This is a genomic window from uncultured Corynebacterium sp., assembly GCF_946998835.1.
GTDB lineage: Bacteria > Actinomycetota > Actinomycetes > Mycobacteriales > Mycobacteriaceae > Corynebacterium.
In genome coordinates this window covers 93,599-113,666 of the sequence record NZ_CAMQAZ010000001.1, presented here as the reverse complement: position 1 = coordinate 113,666, position 20,068 = coordinate 93,599, and the positions used below count along the sequence as shown (strand labels likewise).

18 protein-coding genes are annotated in these 20,068 nt (G+C 59.4%); 16 read left to right on the top strand and 2 right to left on the bottom strand.

What is annotated here, in order from left to right:
- Positions 1-144: 144 nt before the first annotated feature.
- The 15 genes from Q0U90_RS00480 (at position 145) to Q0U90_RS00410 (ending at position 15,387) form a co-directional block, all read left to right on the top strand.
- Complete coding sequence (locus Q0U90_RS00480; RefSeq protein ID WP_297450045.1) at positions 145-471, top strand: WXG100 family type VII secretion target; 327 nt, start codon at positions 145-147, stop codon at positions 469-471.
- Positions 472-541: 70 nt separating this feature from the next.
- Positions 542-829 carry a WXG100 family type VII secretion target gene (locus Q0U90_RS00475; RefSeq protein WP_297450042.1) on the top strand — a complete coding sequence of 96 codons (288 nt, stop codon included), beginning with the start codon at positions 542-544 and terminating at the stop codon, positions 827-829.
- A gap of 306 nt (positions 830-1,135) precedes the next feature.
- Positions 1,136-1,579, top strand: a complete 444-nt coding sequence (gene rplM / locus Q0U90_RS00470; RefSeq protein ID WP_297450151.1) for a 50S ribosomal protein L13 — start codon at positions 1,136-1,138, stop codon at positions 1,577-1,579.
- Positions 1,576-2,136 (top strand): 30S ribosomal protein S9, encoded by a 561-nt coding sequence (gene rpsI / locus Q0U90_RS00465; RefSeq protein WP_297450040.1) that lies wholly within the window; start codon positions 1,576-1,578, stop codon positions 2,134-2,136. The genes rplM and rpsI overlap by 4 nt, the downstream gene beginning before the upstream one ends.
- A gap of 214 nt (positions 2,137-2,350) precedes the next feature.
- Complete coding sequence (locus tag Q0U90_RS00460; protein WP_297450038.1) at positions 2,351-4,273, top strand: acyltransferase family protein; 1,923 nt, start codon at positions 2,351-2,353, stop codon at positions 4,271-4,273.
- Positions 4,274-4,317: 44 nt separating this feature from the next.
- Positions 4,318-6,006: a VanW family protein gene (locus Q0U90_RS00455; RefSeq protein WP_297450036.1), complete on the top strand. Its 1,689-nt coding sequence runs from the start codon at positions 4,318-4,320 to the stop codon at positions 6,004-6,006.
- Positions 6,007-6,115: 109 nt separating this feature from the next.
- Positions 6,116-7,459, top strand: coding sequence for a phosphoglucosamine mutase (gene glmM, locus Q0U90_RS00450; RefSeq protein WP_297450034.1), 1,344 nt, complete (start codon positions 6,116-6,118; stop codon positions 7,457-7,459).
- 16 nt (positions 7,460-7,475) lie between these two features.
- Positions 7,476-8,132 carry an isopentenyl-diphosphate Delta-isomerase gene (gene idi / locus Q0U90_RS00445; RefSeq protein WP_297450032.1) on the top strand — a complete coding sequence of 219 codons (657 nt, stop codon included), beginning with the start codon at positions 7,476-7,478 and terminating at the stop codon, positions 8,130-8,132.
- A gap of 4 nt (positions 8,133-8,136) precedes the next feature.
- Positions 8,137-9,162 (top strand): mevalonate kinase, encoded by a 1,026-nt coding sequence (mvk, locus tag Q0U90_RS00440; RefSeq protein ID WP_297450030.1) that lies wholly within the window; start codon positions 8,137-8,139, stop codon positions 9,160-9,162.
- Positions 9,159-10,136: a diphosphomevalonate decarboxylase gene (gene mvaD, locus Q0U90_RS00435; RefSeq protein WP_297450027.1), complete on the top strand. Its 978-nt coding sequence runs from the start codon at positions 9,159-9,161 to the stop codon at positions 10,134-10,136. Before mvk ends, mvaD begins: the two co-directional genes overlap by 4 nt.
- A 12-nt stretch (positions 10,137-10,148) precedes the next feature.
- Positions 10,149-11,243: a phosphomevalonate kinase gene (locus Q0U90_RS00430; protein WP_297450025.1), complete on the top strand. Its 1,095-nt coding sequence runs from the start codon at positions 10,149-10,151 to the stop codon at positions 11,241-11,243.
- Positions 11,244-11,336: 93 nt separating this feature from the next.
- On the top strand, positions 11,337-12,392 hold the full coding sequence (locus tag Q0U90_RS00425; protein ID WP_297450023.1) for a hydroxymethylglutaryl-CoA reductase: 1,056 nt from the start codon (positions 11,337-11,339) through the stop codon (positions 12,390-12,392).
- A 222-nt stretch (positions 12,393-12,614) separates the two neighbouring features.
- The gene (locus Q0U90_RS00420; RefSeq protein WP_297450021.1) at positions 12,615-13,805 is read left to right on the top strand and encodes a hydroxymethylglutaryl-CoA synthase; all 1,191 of its coding nucleotides are present in this window, start codon (positions 12,615-12,617) and stop codon (positions 13,803-13,805) included.
- A 95-nt stretch (positions 13,806-13,900) separates the two neighbouring features.
- A complete protein-coding gene (locus Q0U90_RS00415) occupies positions 13,901-14,248 on the top strand; it encodes a hypothetical protein (RefSeq protein ID WP_297450019.1) in 348 nt (115 codons plus the stop codon).
- On the top strand, positions 14,248-15,387 hold the full coding sequence (locus Q0U90_RS00410; RefSeq protein WP_297450017.1) for a hypothetical protein: 1,140 nt from the start codon (positions 14,248-14,250) through the stop codon (positions 15,385-15,387). Before Q0U90_RS00415 ends, Q0U90_RS00410 begins: the two co-directional genes overlap by 1 nt.
- Before the next feature lie 289 nt (positions 15,388-15,676).
- Here Q0U90_RS00410 and Q0U90_RS00405 read toward each other — a convergent pair whose 3' ends face one another.
- Entirely contained in the window at positions 15,677-16,534 is an 858-nt protein-coding gene (locus Q0U90_RS00405) for a dienelactone hydrolase family protein (RefSeq protein WP_297450015.1), read from the bottom strand.
- A 111-nt stretch (positions 16,535-16,645) separates the two neighbouring features.
- Here Q0U90_RS00405 and glmS point away from each other — a divergent pair, with 111 nt between their 5' ends.
- A complete protein-coding gene (glmS, locus tag Q0U90_RS00400; RefSeq protein ID WP_297450013.1) occupies positions 16,646-18,520 on the top strand; it encodes a glutamine--fructose-6-phosphate transaminase (isomerizing) in 1,875 nt (624 codons plus the stop codon).
- Here glmS and Q0U90_RS00395 read toward each other — a convergent pair.
- Entirely contained in the window at positions 18,503-19,855 is a 1,353-nt protein-coding gene (locus tag Q0U90_RS00395; protein WP_297450011.1) for an HNH endonuclease, read from the bottom strand. The genes glmS and Q0U90_RS00395 overlap by 18 nt on opposite strands.
- Between the last annotated feature and the right edge of the window lie 213 nt (positions 19,856-20,068).

Here is a 20,068-nt window from a genome sequence, read left to right as displayed (position 1 = left end):
GCGAAAAACAAAATGGAACCGAATCGAGGTTTTTCGCGCCAAACAATATGACGGGTTTTTAACGCGGGAAGCTGGCTGGTTCGCGCGGGGAGGTAAAAGCGCCGTCGTAAAGCAGTCACTCAACACTAAAAAGGGGGAAATACAGTGGCACACTTATTTGCAGCCGAATCAGATCAAATGACCACTACCGCAGGAGATGTCGATGGTGTCAACTCGGAGGTCCAGGGTGAACTGGGGCGAATTCGCGGTGTTGTCGACGGTCTGGCGGGGGAATGGAAGGGCCAGGCAAAGGCCAGCTTCGATGATCTGATGCTTCGTTGGGATGATGCAGCAATGCGTCTGTCCAATGCGCTGACGGATATCGCGGACAATATCCGTGCGAATTCGAGCAGTTTCGATGCGGGCGAGGACGAGGGGGCGTCGTCGTTCAAGCAGGTGGCAGCAGCGGGCTCGTCGTTGCTGAACCTTTAGGCGTTGTGCGTCACCTCGCGCAACACGTAAAAACACACAACTCACAATAACTTTGGGGAAAGGGTACTTTATGCAACCAATTAGGTACAGCTTCGCCGGCATTGATGGAGCCGCGGATGACATCCGTTCCACTTCCGGCACTATCAACGGTCTGCTCGGAGATTTGAAGAAGCGCATCGCGCCGATGGTCTCTACGTGGGAGGGTGAGTCCTCAGAGTCTTACCAGGAGGCTCAGCGAGAATGGGATACCGCCGCGGAGGAGCTCAACATGATTCTTACGACTATTGCGGATACCGTCAGCGCGGGCAGCCAGCGGATGGCGGATATCAACCGTCGCGCGGCAGCTAGTTGGGGGTAGCTCAGTTTCTGATTGAGTTCTGATTGAGCCGCTTTCGTAATTGAGCTCTGTAACCGGGGGAGGGGAGGGCATTGCTCAATTGAGGCACTCAGTTAGATGTGCTCACAGCACCGGCGAAAAGCCAGTCTCAGCAGTTTTTGGCTGAGGCTGGCTTTTGGTGTTTTTGTTCTGGCACATCCTCGGGGTAAAGTAGCCAAATTGTGTGCGCACACTTCGATGTTGCCTCGGGTCTCCACCGGCCGCCGGGGAATAACAACAGTGTGCACGGTGGCTGGCAAATCTACACGGACCCTAAAAGGAGTCATGTTGTCTACTTTCCATCCGAAGGACGGTGACATCGAGCGCAAGTGGTACGTCATCGACGCTACCGATGTTGTTCTCGGCCGTCTGGCTACTCACGCCGCAGATCTGCTGCGCGGTAAGGGCAAGGCTTACTTCGCCCCTAACGTTGACTGCGGTGACCACGTCATCATCATCAATGCCGATAAGGTGCACGTCTCCTCTAACAAGCGGGAACGTGAGATGCGCTACCGCCACTCGGGCTTCCCGGGCGGCCTGAAGACGATGACCCTGGGTCGTTCCCTCGAGGTTCACCCGGAGCGCGTTATCGCTGAGGCTATTGAGGGCATGATGCCGCACAACAAGCTTTCGCGTGCGTCCATCAAGAAGCTGCATGTCTTCGCCGGTTCCGAGCACCCGTTCGCCGGTCAGAAGCCTGAAAACTACGAGATCAAGGCGGTGGCACAGTGACCAACCCACAGGACGTCAACGAGAACCAGAACGTAGAGGCCACCGAGGCTTCCTACGATGATGTTCAGGCTGCCGCTGCTGCTGCCACCGAAGAGTTCACCTCTTCCATCGGCGACGCAGTTGCTACCGAGACCGAAGCTGAGGCCGCTCCGGCTGCACCGCTGACTCTGGATCGCCCGATTCAGACTGTCGGTCGTCGTAAGCGCGCTGTTGCCCGCGTCGTTCTGACCGCTGGCTCCGGCAAAATTGTCTGCAACGGTCGCGAGCTTGACGACTACTTCCCGAACAAGCTGCACCAGCAGGAGATCAAGGACCCGCTGGTTCTGGTCGAGCGCGAGAACCAGTTCGACATTAAGGCCAACATCAACGGTGGTGGCCCGTCCGGTCAGGCAGGTGCTCTGCGCCTGGCTATTGCTCGTGCACTGAACGAGTTCAACCCGGAGGAGCGCAGCGTTCTCAAGAAGGCTGGCTTCCTCACCCGCGATGCTCGTGCTGTCGAGCGCAAGAAGGCCGGTCTGCACAAGGCCCGTCGCGCACCGCAGTACTCCAAGCGTTAAGCTTTACTGCTTCATAAAGCACCTCAGTTTGCGTATTAAGCGCAAACGAGGTGCTTTTTGGTTAAGTTCCGACTTTTGCCAGATATAGCTGAATTCTTGGGAGAAGCCCCGTACGTTAGACTTCTATCCGTTAAAAGCCCTGCCACGAGAATCGATTTTTCGCGGTGCGAATGAAGTGCGGCGCAAATGAAGCGCGCTTGAAGAAGGAAACCGTATGGCGGTGAGTACCGCAGCTACCAAGACCTCTGATACGAACAGCTCCTCTGGCTCAGTGCCGTTGGCTAAACACCCCTTCCGCATTCGACGCGTGCCGGGAATTGACGGACTGCGTGGCCTAGCTGTGGCCACAGTGGTGATTTATCATTTCTTCGACAATGTCCTTCCCGGCGGCTACATCGGTGTCGATATCTTCTTCGTGCTCTCCGGGTTCCTTATTACCTCGCTGCTAATCCGCGAGCGCGCAGTCACCGGCCGTATCGATTTGAAGGACTTCTGGCTCCGTCGGCTCCGCCGCATCGCACCGGCTGCGATGTTCGTGATGTTTATCTCAATCGCCGTCGCAGGTCTGATTGGTGGGGATCCGGCGGTCGGCTTATCGACGCAGTTTCTCGGCACAGTCTTTTTCGTCAATAACTGGACGCAGATCGCTGGCTCTCAGTCGTACTTCGCGGACTCCGGAGTGCAGCTGTTGGCCCACTACTGGTCGTTGTCAGTGGAGGAGCAGTTCTACCTGTTCTGGCCATTGATTTTCGTGGCTTTACTCACCTTAAAGCTCGCATTCCGCAAGCTTGCGGCAGTGGCTGCGGTCGGTTCGGTGGTCTCATTCGTATGGATGGTGGCGCTCTATGACCCGAAGGTTGACCCCACGCGTGTTTACTACGGCACCGATACCCATGCTTTTGGTCTCCTGTTCGGTGCGGCTCTCGCGTTGTGGTTGACGTCGACGTCGTCACGCGCGGAGGCGGATTCCTGGACACGCACTGAACCCCTGATGCGAGATTTCTTCGGTAGCTCCGCACAGGCTTTTGTGGTTGCCTCACTACCGTTGATTTTCCTCTCGGTGGTTCTGTTGACGATGTCGGACACCGCGTCCGTGACGTACCGCGGTGGGTTGGTCTTCGCTTCGTTGCTATCGGTGGCAATTCTCTACCTCGTCGTCCGTGGCGTGTCGCCGGTGCGGCAGATTTTCGAGTTCAAGCCGCTGTGCTGGCTGGGGAAGATTTCTTTCTCGCTATACCTGTGGCATTGGCCGGTCATCGTGCTCATCCGTGAACTGCTTGAGCGCAATGAGGCGATGCAGTATGAAAAGTTTGCCGCCGTCGCGGGGGTTGCGCTGTCGCTGGTGTTGGCGAACTGGTCGTTCAAGAATGTGGAAACTCCGATTCGTAGGTTGGGGTACCGCGGTTGGCTGGCACAGTTTTCGGGCACGCAATTCGCAGGCTCCTGGAAGCCTGGTGTTGCAGCTGGCGTTGCGCTGGTCGTAGTAGTTGGTGCAGTTGTGGGTATGGCTACGGGGCCGAAGATGACTCGGTTGGAAGCGCAGCTGCAGGAGGCGACAGAGCGTCGGGCGAAGGCTCAAAAGGCGGAGGAGGCCGAGCTGGCCAAGCGCGTCATGCCACGTGGTGATCAAATCACAGCAATCGGAGATTCCGTGATGCTCGCCTCAGCGTCTGCGCTGGAAGACAAGCTGCCCGGTATCTACATCGACGCGGCGGTGTCTCGCGGTTACCCGGCAGCACCGGGAATTATTGCCAGCATGGAAGCGGCTGGCACGCTCGACCAGTTCGTCGTGTTGGGGCTCGGTATCAACCAGTCTGCGGCGGCATCGGATGAGCACCTATTGGATGAGATCCTCGATTCGCTCAGTGACAATCGCATCATTGTCCTTATTAATCCGTACGGCGACCGTGTGTGGATGCCGCAGTCGGAGAAGGAAGTGCTCAACGCGGCAAAGAAGCGTGACAATGTGTATGTGGCCGACTGGTGTCATGGTGTCCGTGACGACCAATCTAAGCTGCGTGCTGACCTGATTCACCCGACTCCTGACGGCGCCAACGTCTACGCCGATGCTGTGGTGGATGCGTTCCAGCAGTATGCGAAGAACAAGAAGCGCATTCCGGATACCTGCGGAATCTGATAAGAAACTAATAAATAGTGTTTTTCGCGGTAAAGTAAGTGGCTGTGGCTAAACACAAGTCTCCCTCTAAGCGCCGTGGCTCGAAGTTTTTCCTTGGCATCGTCCTCGGTCTCTTCGTGCTCTTCGGCGTGTTTTACGCCGTCGATTACGTACTGAACAAGGGGCATGTTCCGCGCGGATCTACCGTTGCGGGTGTCGATATCAGTACATTGAGTGCAAATCACGCCGAGGCCAAACTTGAGAAAGAGCTCGGTGACCTCTCTGTGCGCCCTGTGTCATTGCGCGCTGGCGAACGCACCGCGGAGGTTCTGCCCAATGATGCGGGCCTGACTATCAATTGGGAGCAGACGGTTGCCCAGGCGGGCAAGCAGACGGCTAACCCAATTACCTGGGTCCGCAGCTTCTTTACGACGCGCGAGATGGATCTGGTCAGCGATATCGATAGCTCGAAGTTCGAACCGCAGGTTGACCGTTTGGTCGGCGAGCTCTCCATTGCCCCCGTCGATGGTCAGGTCAAGCTTGTCGACGGCCGTGTGGAGACGACCCCACCGGTTATCGGCCAGGATGTCGACCGCAACGCGGTCAGCGAAGATCTGGCCACTAAATGGCTGTCTCTCGATGGCATTGATGTGGAGACGACTGCGCATAATCCAGCTATCGGTGAGGATCAGGTTCAGGAGGCGGCAGAGGGGGAAGCCGCCGACGCGGTGTCGGGTCCGATTGTGGCCAAGGGCCGGGACGGCAACGATGGTGTGATTCCGCCGGAGCGCATGGCCGAGGTCATCAGCTTCGTGCCACGTGACGGCAAGCTGGCTGCCGACATCAATGTCGACCGTGCCCGCGAAATTCTCGAGGAGGGTCTGGCTGCTTCCGAGACGGACAAGCGCAATGCGTCGATACGCTTCAGCGGTGGTTCGCGTGAGGTAGTCCCCTCGGTCGACGGTGTGGCGGTGAAGTGGGACGAAACTATGAAGGACTTCGCCGAGCGTGTGACCTCCACGGATAAGCGCGAGTTCGATGCGGTCTACGAGGATCAGCCCGCAACCTACACCACTGAGCAGGCGGAGAGTGCCACCTTCAATGATGTCATTGGCGAGTTCACCACTGGTGGATTCAGTTCGGCATCGGGCACGAACATTGCGCTGGTATCACAGATGGTCAACGGCGCATTCGTCGCGCCGGGGGATACCTTCAGTCTGAACGGCTACACGGGACCGCGTGGCACTGCACAGGGGTTTGTCGAGTCCGGCATCATCCTCAACGGCCACGCGGATAAGGCTGTCGGTGGCGGTATTAGTCAGTTCGCCACCACGTTGTACAACGCTTCGTACTTCGCCGGTATGGAAGATGTCACGCACACGCCACACAGCTACTACATTTCGCGCTACCCGGCTGGCCGTGAGGCGACAGTGTACGAGGGTGCAATCGATTTGGCGTTCAAGAACAACTCCGACACCCCGGTTATCATTGAGGCTTTCGCCACGAGTACGGAAGTAACGGTGCGTATCAAGGGTGTTAAGAAGGTCAACGTCGAGTCCATCAACGGTGGTCGCTGGGCGTATACGCAACCGCAGCGCATGAAGGTCAGCGGCAGCTCTTGTCAGCCGTCTTCGGGAGCGCAGGGTTTCACGACTTCCGACACCCGCGTTATCCGAGATCTCTCTGGGGCGGAAATTTCGCGTGAGACTCAGACCACGGTTTATGATCCGCAGCCAATTGTGTCCTGTGGTTAGTCTGGATTCGCCTGCGCGACCGGCTAAAGTAATACAGCATCGATATTGCAATCATTCGCGATACCAAAACTTAAAAAACCCCAAAACCCCAAGGAGTGGTCTAGCAACAATGGCACGTCTTTTCGGAACTGATGGCGTCCGCGGTTTGGCGAATAAGACTCTGACCGCACCGCTGGCACTGCAGCTGGGTGCTGCTGCGGCCACTGTGCTGACCAGCGGAACGAATCCGTCGGGCCGTCGTCCCCTGGCGATTGTCGGCCGTGATCCGCGTGTCTCCGGTGAGATGCTCGCCGCAGCGCTGTCCGCGGGCATGGCATCCCAGGGCGTCGATGTTTTACGGGTTGGCGTGCTGCCCACTCCGGCTGTCGCGTTCCTCACCGACGACTACGGGGCCGACATGGGTGTGATGATTTCGGCATCCCACAACCCGATGCCGGATAACGGCATCAAGTTTTTTGCCGGTGGCGGCACCAAGCTTGACGACGCGGTGGAGAAGGAAATCGAACACGCCCTCCACAACCTGCCGGAGACCGGGCCCACGGGCACCGGAGTTGGTCGTGTTATCGAGGAGGCTCCGGATGGCCTCGACCGTTACCTGTTCCACCTTTCCCGCGCGGTCAGCACCAAGCTCGACGGCATCCGTGTCGTAGTGGATTGCGCAAATGGTGCAGCTTCGCAGGCAGCCCCCATGGCATACGCGGCTGCCGGTGCGGATGTCGTTGCTATCCACGACAAGCCGAATTCCTACAACATCAACGACAATTGCGGTTCCACCCACATTGAGGTGCTGCGCACGGCTGTGCTGGAGCACGGTGCGGACCTGGGTCTGGCCCACGATGGTGATGCTGACCGCTGTTTGGCTGTGGACTCGCAGGGCAACGTCATCGATGGCGACCAGATTATGGCCATCCTGGCAGTCGCCATGAAGGAAAAGGGTCTGCTTCACCACAACACGCTGGTGGCCACGGTGATGAGTAACCTCGGGCTGAAGTTGGCGATGGAGGACAATGACATCACCCTGCGCACCACCAAGGTCGGTGACCGCTATGTGCTGGCTGATCTGAACGCCGGCGGTTACTCGCTCGGCGGTGAGCAGTCGGGGCACGTGGTCATTCCGGATCATGCCACCACTGGCGATGGCACGCTTACCGGCCTGTACCTCATGGCTCGGATGGCCCAGACCGGTAAGTCTCTGGCTGAGCTGGCTTCCGTCATGAAGGTTCTGCCACAAACTCTTATTAACGTGCCGGTGTCGAACAAGGCCGCAATCCTGGGTTCGGATGAGGTCAAGGCCGCCATTGCAGCTGCGGAGGAGAAGTTGGGATCGACCGGTCGTGTGCTGCTGCGCCCGTCTGGTACAGAGGAGCTCTTCCGCGTAATGGTGGAGGCCGCTGATGCGGAATCGGCTCGCAAGATTGCGGGGGAGTTAGCTGCTGTCGTGGCCGCGGTCTAGAGTCAGGAGTGTGGATATGAATGATGCACCAGAGGACATTAAGGCCCGTTTTGCCCCGGGGGAAGCCGACATCCAGGTAGAGGTTGTCGATCGTGACGGCCGGGTTCTCGGTACCGTCGGCAAGCTGGAAGCGCACGTTCCCCCGGGAATTTTGCACCGTGCCTTTTCTCTCTTCCTCTTCGATGAGCAGGGACGTATGCTGCTGCAGCGTCGTGCGGAGTCGAAGTACCACTCGCCGCTGCTGTTGACGAATGCGACCTGCTCGCACCCACTGCCGGGGGAGCCGGTGGCCGATGCTGTCGAGCGTCGCGCGAAGGAAGAGCTCGGTGCGGAGGTCTCCGACTTGGAGGAGATTGGCATCGTCATCTACCAAGTCATCGACGACCGTTCGGGTCTGGCTGAATACGAGTACAACCACGTGTACGCCGGCATCGTCGATCCGACATCGGTGGACATCAATCCTGATGAGGTCGATGAAGTGGTGTACGTGACCCCGCAGGAGCTGGCTGAGCGTCGTGCCAGCGAGCCGATGACCGAGTGGTTCAATCACGTCTGGGGGGTCGGTGCGGAGAAGTTCTCCAAGTACGGTTTCGACATTGCGGGCGTGCCGGGCATCCATGGACCGGCGGAGGCGCAGGCTGCGGCACAGTCGGTTTCGGAAAAGGATGTGTAGCTTCGTGACCAGCGTAGAAAACGCCGGCGTCGACGATTTCGGTCTCGACAAGTCCGAGGAGTTGGAGACCGGGGAGTTCTATGCCCTGGCTAACGAACAGGGTGCTGCGTTCGGCGAGGCACATGCTAAGTCGATTCTGCTGGGCGAGCACTCCGTGGTCTACGGCAAGCCGGCTATTGCACTGCCGGTGACGTCGCTGCGTACGATGGCGTGGATTGACCGCGTGGAGGATTCTCCGGTCCTATTTTCCATGGACGGCGAGGTCATTAGCATCGATGAGCTGCCGGAGCGCTTTTCCTCTATTGCCGCCGCACTTCGCGCGGGCCTGCGCACCTTCGGTATTCCCGAGCGTGACCTGTTGGTTCGTCTCCGCTCCGGCATTCCGCCCGCCGCGGGGCTGGGTGGTTCCGCCGCTGTGGCACATGCGCTTATCGACGCCGTGCGTGACCTCGCTGGCGGCACTTTGACCGAGCGCCAGCGCTTTGATTTGGTACAGGAGGCTGAGCGCCTGGCGCACGGCAACCCCTCTGGCCTGGATGCCACGGTGGCTCGTGCCTCTCGTCCGGTCTACTTCAAACAGGGTGAGTTCCGGCCGTTGCAGGTGGCCAAGAAGATGTGGCTGGTGCTCGGTGACACCGGTGTGCGTGGCTCGACCTCGCTGGCGGTTGCTCGCGTGCGCGGTTTTGTCGATTCGCACCGAGTCCACGGCCAAGAGTTGCTGGACCACTTGGGGCAGCTGACCGATGCTGCGGTGCACAACCTGGCCAAGGGCGATTTTGTCCGTCTTGGCCACCGTATGGACTCGGCGCAGGGGGCGCTTGAGGAATTAGGTGTCGGGCACGAGTCCATCTCTGATCTCGTCGCTGCTGCACGTCTGGCTGGCGCCCATGGTGCGAAGCTCACTGGTGCCGGTTGCGGTGGCTGTGTGATGGCGTTGGCAGAGTCCGCGGACCACGCGGAACTGATTAGCCATGCCATGATGGGTGCCAATGCCGTTGCTACTTGGACTGTGGAGGTAAATCCCTCGTGACCACGACCGCTACCGCCGTCGCTCACCCCAACATCGCCCTGATCAAATATTGGGGCAAGCGCGATGAGGCCGTGCAGCTGCCGGCCACAGGTTCGCTGTCTCTCACGCTCGGCATCGCTCCGACGACGACCACGGTGTCGCTTATCGACGATCCCAGCGTCACCGCCGACTCGGGCACCCTGAACGGACAGGAGATGGTGGGCAAGGACCTCGCCCGTGTCCAGAAGTTTTTGGATTTGGTCCGCAAGCGTGCGGGAAGCTCGACTTTCGCCGAGGTGACCAGCACCAACGAAATTCCGACGGGTGCTGGTCTGGCCTCGTCCGCGTCCGGTTTTGGTGCTCTCGCACTGGCTGCGGCGAAGGCCTACGGCCTGGACTACACCCCGGAACAGCTCTCAGCTCTGGCTCGTCGCGGCTCCGGCTCGGCCTGCCGCTCCATTTTCGGTGGCCTCGTTGAGTGGCTGCCCGGCGATGACGATGCCTCCAGCCACGCGGTGGCTCTGCCGGATTCCGGCCTGGACCTTTCCCTGGTCGTGGCGGTGCTGGCACCGGGGCGCAAGAAGATTGACAGCCGTGCGGCGATGCGTCGGACTGTCCAGACGTCACCGTTCTTCCCGGCTTGGGTGGAGCAGGTGCCCCGCGATATCGAGGACATGAAGGCCGCTATTTCCGCTGCGGACTTCACTGCGGTCGGCGAGCTCGCCGAGGCCAATGCGATGCGCATGCACGCCACCATGTTGGGGGCGTTCCCCCCGGTGCGCTACTGGAATCCGGATTCGGTGGCGGCTCTCGACCTCGTCGCCACGCTGCGTGACGAGGGCACCGAGTGCTACGCCACCATGGATGCCGGCCCGAACGTGAAGGTGCTGTGCCGCAGTGGCGACGCCGAGGCTATCGCGGAGCGTTTCCGTGCAGAGTTTTCGGACATTGACGTGCTGGTTTCCGGCTCCGGCCCGGGCGCATACCTGGTGTAGCTGGGGGAGTAGTTGAGCAACGCTAAAGGCGAACCTATCGAAAGCGAGTCCATCGGCCGCGGCTGCGGCAAGCTGTATCTCACCGGCGAGTATGCGGTGATGGATGTCGACGGGCTGGCCGTCATCGCAGGTGTTGACCGCTATGTGACGGCTCGGTGCCGCGATGCCGAACCATCGCAGTCAGTTTCTCGTGTGTACTCCAGCTACTACGGCCCGCAGGGGCGCGTTATTGACGTGGATGCGCCAGATGACATCGTCACGCATGCCATTTCGTTGATCTATCGCATTGCAGCGGACGCACTGGACAACCTCCCACGCCCCCTCAACATCCTCATCGAATCGGACCTCGACGATGCCGACAGCGGCGCGAAGTATGGCCTGGGCTCCTCTGGCGCCGTCGCGGTGGCGGTGACCCGTGCGCTGGGGCTGCACCTGGGGATGGAGCTCGATTCGCTGCAGGTCTACAAGATTGCCATGGTGGCCACCCTCTTGGCCGGCGCGGCAGGCTCCGGCGGTGACATCGCATGCTCTGCACACGGCGGGGTGGTGCTCTACCGCCGCCCGGATCCGACGGCGCTTGCCGAACTCGTCAAGGTTGACGCAGTTGCTGCCGTCACGGCCCCATGGCCGAATCTTCGCATCGACTGCCGCGCCGACCTCGGCGGGCTGCAATTACTGGTTGGCTGGACGGGAAGCCCAGTGAAGACGGATTCGCAGCTGAAGAAGGCCGGGGGCGCAGACCGTGATTTTGTGCGCGGGGTTTCGTCGATAAGCGAAAAACTCTGGCAGGCGCTTGCCGACGCAGACCACGCCGCGGCGTTTGCCTGCCTGCGGGAGAATCGAACGCTGTTGCAGGACTATGAGCGTGAGCGTGCGGTGTGCATTGAGACGGAGAAGCTGAAAGCGCTCGCGGACATCGCCGATGCTGCGGGGGCTGCGGGGAAGAGCAGTGGCTCCGGTGGCGGGGACTGCGGAATTGCACTGGTGGGAGCCTCAAACGGGGGCGGTGCTGCGGGAGATGCGGAGGAGATTGCCGCGGATATAGCCGCACGGTGGCGTTCCGCTGGGATCCAGTCGTTACCGCTGAAGTTGGCAGCCCAACTTTGACCACAATTTTTTGACCGTAGAATTTAAGACAGCTGGAAATTACACAAGCTGGGAACCGAAGCTGCATGCAGCTAGAAAGGGTCGGTTAGGACAATGGCTGAAAAGAGCTCGCACGACCTGGAATATGCACACGTACCACTGAGCTGGATTGGTCCGGTGCGCATTAGTGGCAACGTCATGAATGACGAGGTGAAGATCCCGCTGGCGACCTACGAGACTCCGCTGTGGCCGTCCTGCGGTCGCGGTGCGAAGGTCTCCCGCATGATCGAAGGTGGCATTACCTGCACCTTCGTCGGCGAGAAGATGACTCGCTCGGTGATTTTCACTCTCGACTCGGCCGCTGATGCCGTCGTCGCGCGCGACAATATCCTGTCTCGGTATGACGAGCTGAAGAAGGTCGTGGAGTCCTCCTCGCGTTTTGCCAAGCTGGTGGATATCCACTTCCAGATCGCATCGCGCCTGCTCTTTGTCCGTTTCGACTTCTTCTCCGGCGATGCCTCCGGCCACAACATGGCCACGCTGGCCTCGGAGCGTCTGATGTCGTACCTGATGGAGCAGATGCCGGAGCTGGGCTACGGCTCCATTTCGGGTAACTACTGCACCGACAAGAAGACCTCCGCCGTCAACGGCATTCTCGGCCGCGGTAAGTACGTAATCGCCGAGGCCGTCATTCCGGCGCCGGTTGTCCGCGAGCGTCTGCGTACCACCGCTAAGCGCCTGGCTGAGCTGAACGAGCGCAAGAATCTCGTCGGTTCCATCATGGCCGGTTCGCTGCGCAGTGGTAATGCTCACTACGCCAATATGCTGCTTGGCTTTTACCTCGCCACCGGGCAGGACGCCGCGAATATCGTGGAAGGTTCGCAGGGGCTAACGCAGGTAGAGGCGCTTGACGACGGCTCCGTGCGCTTTAGCTGCACCCTGCCACATTTGATCGTCGGTTCCGTGGGCAACGGCAAGGGCTTGGACTTCGTGGAGAAGAATCTCACCGCGCTGGGCTGCAAGGAGGACCGTGAGCCGGGTGAGAATGCCCGTCGTCTAGCAGCGTGCTGCGCGGCGATTGTCTGGTGCGGTGAGCTCTCCCTGCTTGCCGCGCAGACGAACCCGGGCGAGCTGATGGAGGCGCACGTATCTATTGAGCGTGCGAAGTAGCGGTTTGTAAGTAGCGGTTTGCGAATAGTTGTTTGCGACAATTCGCAAAACCTAAGACAAATCTCAGGTAAACGCGCTAGATTTCTGTAGTAGGCAATTAACATTTTGTGGGCAAAATATCCTGTGCTCTGATGGTCGTCTTGATGGTTGTCCTGATGGCGTGGGATGTTTCTTCGCCCGGTATTTCTTAAAAACTGTAGAGGTAGTGAAGGCACGGTTTTGATGACAACAAGCAATGTGACCCCGATCGGTATTGATGACATCGCCTTTGCGACGGGTTCGTACTGCATTGACCTCGCCGATATTGCGCCCCGACTCGGAGCGGAACCGGCAAAGTACCACAAGGGCCTGGGGCAGGAGCGCTCCAGCGTGGTTGCCTCTGATGAAGACCCGGTGACGATGGCCGCGGCCGCAGTGAAGAAGATCGTGGACCGTCACGGTATCGACGGTGTGCGCACCATCATGTTCGCCACGGAGACCGGTATCGACCAGTCAAAGGCCGCTGCCGTCTATGTGCATGAGTTGGTCGGTCTTGACCCGCATGCGCGCTCTGTTGAGCTGAAGCAGGCCTGCTATTCCGGTACTGCGGCGCTGCAGTTTGCGTGCGCTCTGGTGGCGCGCAATCAGGAGGAGAAGGTCATTGTCGTCGCTTCCGACATTGCTCGCTATGACTTGGACTCCGCTGCTGAGCCGACCCAGGGTGCAGGTGCTGTGGCCATGCTGGTGACCGCAAACCCGCGCATCCTGGCTATTGATGCGGCATCTGGCGTATTCACCCGCGAGGTCATGGACTTCTGGCGTCCCAACCACCGCAGCCAGGCGTTGGTGGAGGGCAAGCTCTCCATTAGTGCTTACATCGATGCTGTTCAGGGCGCTTACGAGGACTACCGTGCCCGCGGTGGCGTGAACTTCGGCGAAATTGACTACTTTAGCTACCACCAGCCGTTTACCAAGATGGCCTACAAGGCACACCGCCAGCTGTCGGCCAACAATGGTGTGGAACTTACCGCGGAAGATGAGATCCGCCAGCTCGGCCCGACCACTGCGTACAATCGCATTATCGGTAACTCCTACACTGCATCGGCCTACTTTGGCCTGCTGTCGCTGCTGGATACCGAGAAGGATCTGGCTGGTAAGAAGGTCGCCATTGTCTCCTACGGCTCCGGTTCGGTCGCTGAGTTCCTCACCGGCACTGTGGTGGAGGGCTACGAGTCGCAGCTGCGCGCTGAGGACAATGCCCGTGAGCTGGATGCCCGCGTCAAGCTCGATGATCCGACCTACTACCGCCACGCTCAAGTGACTCATGAAGATCCGGGTGAGTACTCCAACCTGGGAGACGATGCCCTGATTGGTACCGGTCCGTTTAGCTTCACCGGCGTTGAGGGCTGCAAGCGCATTTACCGCGCTCGATAGCGGGGGCACCCGCTCGGCATAACAACGGAACCAAATCCCCTTTTTCCGCGCCTAACAGTAGTGAGAACTGTTTTCGCGGGGGAAGGGGATTTTTCGTGTCCGTAGATAATTTTGGAGACAGCGCCGATGGTGGTGCCAGCGGGTTGCTGCACTTCTCGGCAGCTGCAGTGACATCGGCTGCGCAAGCCATTGAGCAGCGTGGCCATGAGGGGCATGAGCGGTGGGCAAGTGCTCCCGACGTTTCCGCGGCCGACTGTGGGCAGGGCTTTGCCGCACAGGGGCTTCGTCTACAGCAGGCGGCAGCGCGGCTGCGTGAGCACGGGCAGTCGATGTACGCGGGGCTCGGGGACCATGCCCCGGCAGTGCGCGAGCAGTGGCGCGTCTTTGCGGACTGCGACAGTGAAGAAAGCATTAACTTCGGTGGAATCGAGGTGGGGGACTGATGCCATGGGTAGCACGAATTATTCCGATTCTAATGCGCGTGATTGGTCGCGGAAATCGCATTGGCGCCAAGCGCGGAGTCGGGGATATCGGTAAGAATCTGCCGAAAGTCGTGGATAAGGCGCGGCGTGCCGACGGCTGGAAGAGCAGCGCCCTGTCGAAGTTCTCAAACTCGGTGGGGTTGATAGCTTCCGCGATGACCATTGCTATGGCCTTCGATTGGCGCGGCTTGAAAGGTAACGCCGCCGTTGCCGCCAAGGAGCGGTGCGAGAAGGCTGCCCAGGACTGCAAAAAACAGGATGAGCATTCCGCTGACGGTGCCCAAAGCGTCGGCGAGTGCGGTAAGAAAGTCGACGAAGTCCTCGAAGACTGCGAGAAGCAGGCCGAAGATATGGCCGAGCAAACCGACGGGATCCTCTCTCAGTGCGAAGCGCTTGTCGACGACCCGGAGTGCGGCGCGGCAGCTGCAAAAGTAGCTCAGCAGGTGTGTAACAGTCTCGTCGATTCCACTAGCCAACTCTATGATGCGCGCAATGCCTGCATCGAACAGTGCCTTGAACAGGCTGCCTGTGACACCGAGGCCGCGGTGGTAAACGTGCCGCCGCAACCGCCAGCTATCGCTGCCAGTTCGGGTGCTACCTCGGCGGCCTGCGCAGGGATGCCTGAGGCTGTGAGTGCCAGCGGTGCTATCGCTGGAGGCGTTGCGGTTGGTGCCAACGTTGACATTGGGCTTGAGGTAGGTGTGGCTGCTGGCCTGTCTGCTGGAGTTGCCATTGGTGCTGTTGGCGCGGCCAGTATCGCAGGGGGTGTTGCATCTGCGCTGCTCAACTTGGAGATGTGTACCGAGATTGAAGAACCGGTGTGCGAGCCCGAACCAGAACCTGAACCAGAACCTGAGCCGGAAGACTGCAAGCCAGAACCCGAGCCCGAGCCTCAGAATGCTCCTGAACCGCCTCCTCCGGCTGAGAAACTAAAGCACTTGGGAATTAATCTGCCGCAGGAGCCACAGCCACAACCAGAAGCACAGCCACAGGCAGCGCCGGTACAAGAATCTGCGTCAGCTTCCCCGGAGGTTTCTGAGCCGCAAAAGCCTCAGGAGCTCGTGGGTACCGTCAATTCGCCAACGGCAGGTGAGTGGTAATGGGGAGTAGACATGCCGCGAAGTATGACCGGATTGGGCAGGCGTATTACGACACTGCTGCAGTGACTAGGCAGGAGTTTGATACCGCTATAGATAGGGCGCGGAAGGAACTGCAGGGTTTGGAGGAACGTCGTAAAGCGCGCGAATCTAAGAAGGGGGAGGTGGCGACGGGCGTCGAGAAGCGACAAAAAACCGCCCGGCCGAAGGGAACCGTTGCGCGGTTGTTTGGGCGGGCGGGGAAGGGGACGCCGACTGTGAAGTCAATCAGGGGAGTGCCCTGAGATGTGGCTTAGTGATTCTTGCCGGAAATCAGCGAGTGCTCCGGGTTTTCCGGTAGCTCCTGGATCAGCCACTCCATGTCACGATTGGTCGTGCCCTTGATAGCGGCGGTTGGATCTGCGAAATCCGAGTATTTCTTCTCGCCGCCAACTGTCGCTAGCAGGAAGCCAGTGAGTGCCGCGCGCGCGACCTCCTGGTACTTCACCTTGGAAGAAGAGAAGCCCGCTAGGCGGCGGAGAAGTGTCGTCTCCGAGAAGCTGCCCTGGTCAGCCTTATCGACTTCGCGGTAGACGACATCACCCTTCCACCTGACGGCCAGGCGAGCCGGGTTACCGCGGTCGAGCCACTGATCCTCGCCAGGGGCCAGGATGAGCCCCGGAGCCGAGACATTGGTGGCGGCGGCGGTCGAAGAAGGCGCAGTGGTTGCCGGGAAAACACAGCCAACACCGGAGATGATGTCGTGACCAGCAGCGGCGAGGACAGCTACACCGGCTCCCATGCCGTGGCCGGCAACGCCGAGCTTCTTCGGATGGACGACGACCTTACCTTCTCCAAGGCGGACACCGGCGAGAATCTGGAGAGCGGTCTCCAGGTCATTGGCGAGACCACGGTGGTCTGCCACGATGCCATTTTCGGTATCGGGTGCTGCGACCGCGATGCCCCACGAAGCTAGGTGACGCAGGGTGGCGTGGTACTGCTCAATCGGTGTACGCCAATCGTGAGCGAAGGCGATACCAGGGATGCCGTTGCCCTCCGCAGGCGTGTAGACCCTTCCCGGCAGGCCGGTGAAGGCGAGGTCACCGACCATGACGCGGTGCGGTCCACGCTTGGAAAGATTAGATGTCAGAGTCTTCAAGTTGTCAGCCACAGTCAACAGCTTATCTATAAGGTGCGCATCTTTGCTGAAAAAGTACCAGGATGCCCGAGAATGTCTATTTCGTTATGACGATTAACTCCTTCGCGGGTTATTCTGTAGGGCATGTGTGGAATCGTTGGATATGTGGGCCATCAGCCCGCCCTGGATATTGCTGTCGATGCATTACGACGCATGGAGTACCGCGGCTATGACTCCGCTGGTGTTGCCATTGTCGACGATCAGGGACATATCGCTGTAGAGAAGAAGGCCGGTAAACTCGCCAACCTCGAGGCTGCTCTTGACACGGAGGGGCGCGACAAAATCACCGGAACCACCGGAATTGGGCACACCCGTTGGGCTACCCACGGTCGCCCGATTGATGAGAACGCCCACCCACACCAGTCTTTTGACGGCAAGGTGGCTATCGTCCACAACGGCATAATCGAAAACTTTGCTCCACTGCGTCAGGAGCTGGAGGACGCCGGCATCGAGCTCAAGTCCGAAACTGACTCCGAGGTCGCCGCGCACATGCTCGCTCGCGCCATGGACGGTTCCGACGGTGGAGCTACCGCTGGGGACTTCGAGGCCTCCGCGCTTTCTGTGCTCAATCGTCTCGAGGGCGCCTTCACTCTGCTATTTACTCACGCAGACCACCCAGATTGCATCATCGCCGCTCGCCGCTCCACTCCGCTGATTGTCGGTGTGGGCGAAAACGAGATGTTCCTCGGCTCGGACGTTGCGGCTTTCATTGCGCACACCCGCGAGGCTGTGGAGCTGGGCCAGGATAACGTCGTCATCATCACCGCAGATGATTACCGTATTCTGGACTTCGCCGGCAACGAGCAGCAGGGCCGCCCGTTCACCATCGATTGGGACCTTGCCGCAGCCGAAAAGGGCGGCTACGACTCCTTCATGATGAAGGAAATCCACGAGCAGGCTGCCGCCGTCCGTGATACGCTGGCCGGTCACCTCGTTGATGGCCGCATTGTCCTCGACGAGTCTCGTCTGAGCGACCAGGACCTGCGAGATATTGAGAAGGTTTTCGTCGTCGCCTGTGGTACTGCATACCACTCCGGCCTGTTGGCCAAGTACGCCATCGAGCACTGGGTTCGTATTCCGGTCGAGATTGAGGTTGCTTCCGAGTTCCGCTACCGCGATCCGGTGCTGGATCGTCAGACGCTGGTGGTCGCTATTTCGCAGTCGGGCGAGACCGCTGACACCCTTGAGGCCGTGCGCCACGCAAAGAGCCAGGGTGCCCGCGTTCTGGCTGTTTGTAACACCAACGGTGCGCAGATTCCGCGTGAGTCCGACGCCGTGCTCTACACACACGCCGGCCCGGAGATTGGTGTGGCCGCAACCAAGTCCTTCCTGGCGCAGGTTGCCGCAAACTACCTGGTCGGGCTGGCTCTTGCGCAGGCACGCGGCACCAAGTACCCGGACGAGGTCACTCGCGAGTATGAAGAGTTGGAGTCCATTCCGGCCCTGATTGACAAGGTCGTCGGCAAGGGCGATGAGTTCATCGCCATGGCTAAGGAAATCGGCGCCATTTCGACGATGCTCTTCCTCGGCCGCCACGTTGGTTTCCCTGTTGCGCTTGAGGGCGCGCTGAAGCTGAAGGAGCTCGCCTACATTCACGCGGAGGGTTTCCCGGCCGGTGAGCTCAAGCATGGCCCGATTGCACTCATTGAGGACAATCTTCCGGTCGTCGTCGTAGTGCCGTCGCCGAAGGGGCGCGCTGTGCTGCACTCCAAGATTGTCTCCAATATTCAGGAGATTCGTGCACGTGGCGCCAAGACCATCGTGATCGCTGAAGAAGGGGATCAGTCGGTGGTTCCGTTTGCGAACTACCTGATTGAAATCCCAGAGACATCCACACTGCTTCAGCCGCTGCTGTCCACGATTCCGCTGCAGTTCCTGGCAGCTGAGATTGCTCGCCAGTGCGGTAACGAGGACATCGATAAGCCGCGAAACCTGGCTAAATCAGTCACCGTCGAGTAGTTCGTCCTGCTTTCGTCGGTACTGTTCAATTTCCGCATCGAGTTCTTCATCCGTGAGGGACTCGATGCGTTTTGCTTCCTCCTCTGTCAGCTCCCAGATCTCGTCGGATACGTGGCAAAATGACAACATCCAATCGAGGTTTCGCTTCTGGATCGTCTTCATCTTCCGCGTCACGCGCTGAGGAAAAGTTTGCTTGCCGACGTTCTTTAGCGGCCCAGCCGGAACGCTAGTAGCGGTGTCCCCATCGCGGGAGGTCCATACCTCCGTGCCGTCCGGGTACCTGTCGATGTGCCAGCCCTCGTGTGTTTTGAGGTTGTGGTGTCGGCGGCAGAGACAGTGCAGATTCTCCGTGTCGGTTGGGCCGCCCTGCTCGGGATTGTCGTGGTTGTACGGCTGAATATGGTCCAGGTCGCACTTGGCGGCCGGGACATCGCAGCCGGGGAAGCGGCAGATTCCGTCACGCCCACGGACACGAGCCACCTGACTCTCGGTGGGGCGGTAGCCGTCGACCTTGCTGTCGGCGGAGATACGGATGTGAGTTGCGCGGGCAAGCCATTCTTCGGTTGCCACCTCGCTCAACCAACCGACACCGTCAATCCATGCTGGCCCGCCACCGACCTCGCGGTAGACGTTGATGACAATCTCGGCATTGGTCGACTGCTGTGCCAGTTGTAGTAGTGCCTCTGCCTGAGTGCACTGCTTACCGCGGTTGATGGAGGTATTGCGAACTCCTTGGATTCTGGCCATGAGCTCGGTCGCGCGGTCGTTTTCAAGAATCGCTGTGACCTTTTTGTGCTTTCCATCGCCCGTGTCTGCGAGTGCGACCGTTTCGCCTTCTGGAACTCGCTGGGTGCCGTCGTTGCGAGCGCAGTCGTTGTACTCGGAAACCATGTCACCGATTAGGCGAGACAGCGTGTAGACACCAATCATCGCCTGTCGAGGCCGCGTCGGAGTGAGTATTTCCAACAGGTGCGGTTCTACCGTGTCGAACTGGTCTGGAGATAGGCCCGCAACTCCGTTGGCAATGGCGCGGAGATGGGCGAGCGAGAAACAGTAGGTGGATTCGATGAGGGCTCGGACCTTTGGCAAGCGCTCAAACATCAGCGCAATTTCACACAACGTAGAGCACTTACCGCGGCTAAGACCAGTTCGAATGCTTATGCGGGCGAGGTGGTGATTGACATCGACTTCATCACCGGGCGCGCAGATATCGATGAGCTGAAGGTCCGCAGCGTTGATGGTACGAGCCGCGGTGCTGATGGGGTCGTCTGGTTGTTGGTTGGCCCATGATGGTTTTTGGCCTGGAGCTGGAAGTTCTGTGGGCGGCGATGACATTGGTTATCCCCCTGGTTACTACGTGTCCGCCGGAGAATTGAAGGGTGAGTCCTCTGAAAGGGGAAGGGGAAAGGTTTTCCACCCGGGCCCCGTAGGACCCGAACCTCAAGCAAAGAACTTTCGCCTACAAATTTTCCCTACACCCATAATCGTACACCTGTTTGAATGTTAGTCAATAGATTTCGAGAAATATGTTCTAAAAATTTCAGACTG